Below are 638 nucleotides of genomic sequence, written 5' to 3'. Positions count from 1 at the left end.
CATTGCTGTCCCACAATTTTTCACAAGAGGAAGCTCATTTGAGCTTCCTCTTGTTTTATGGGTATTTTATCGGGTGAAAATAAAGCTTTTAAAGTTCTTCTTTCAAACAAATTCACTTGAATTATTCTGAGTAAACGTTGAACTGTCCAACCTGTTTTTCCTAAATGTTGAGCGAAACTCACCAATAAATAGGCGATCATCGCAATCCAGATTTGTGTCTGAATTGCGTTCCTGCTGCGGCCTAGAAACGCTTTTAATTTGAGATTCTGCTTAATCGCCTTAAAGAACAGCTCAACTTTCCAACGATCTTTATAAATCGCCGCAATGGTGGAGGCGGCTAAATGAAAGTTATTGCTGAGAAAGCTAAAGTGCTTGCCACTTTGCTGATCTCTATATTCAATTCTTCTTAACACTGGGGCTTTTCTTTTTAGGGCATGTGCGCTATTCAGCTGAATGGTTTCATCTTTTAGAATACCTTTGGATTCAAGCACTGGATGTTGCTGGATCACCTGATACACAGATTTAGGCCTAAAACGTGTGACAAATCCAATGTTTTGAGCAGTCAGATTTGCATACCATTGGTAATCGACATAGCCTTTATCAAAAACTACAATGCTGCCAGCAGGAAACTGGAATTT

1 pseudogene is annotated in these 638 nt (G+C 39.0%); it reads right to left on the bottom strand.

Annotation, left to right across the window (positions count from 1 at the left end):
• Positions 1-20: 20 nt before the first annotated feature.
• A pseudogene (locus NI468_RS16080) lies at positions 21-638 on the bottom strand (IS4-like element ISAbe18 family transposase); the annotation flags it as partial.

It is taken from the genome of Acinetobacter lwoffii, from assembly GCF_024129355.1.
GTDB classification, from domain to species: Bacteria; Pseudomonadota; Gammaproteobacteria; order Pseudomonadales; family Moraxellaceae; genus Acinetobacter; species Acinetobacter lwoffii_I.
Note: the sequence above shows the minus strand (reverse complement) of the source record. Positions and strands in the feature narration are given on the sequence as shown.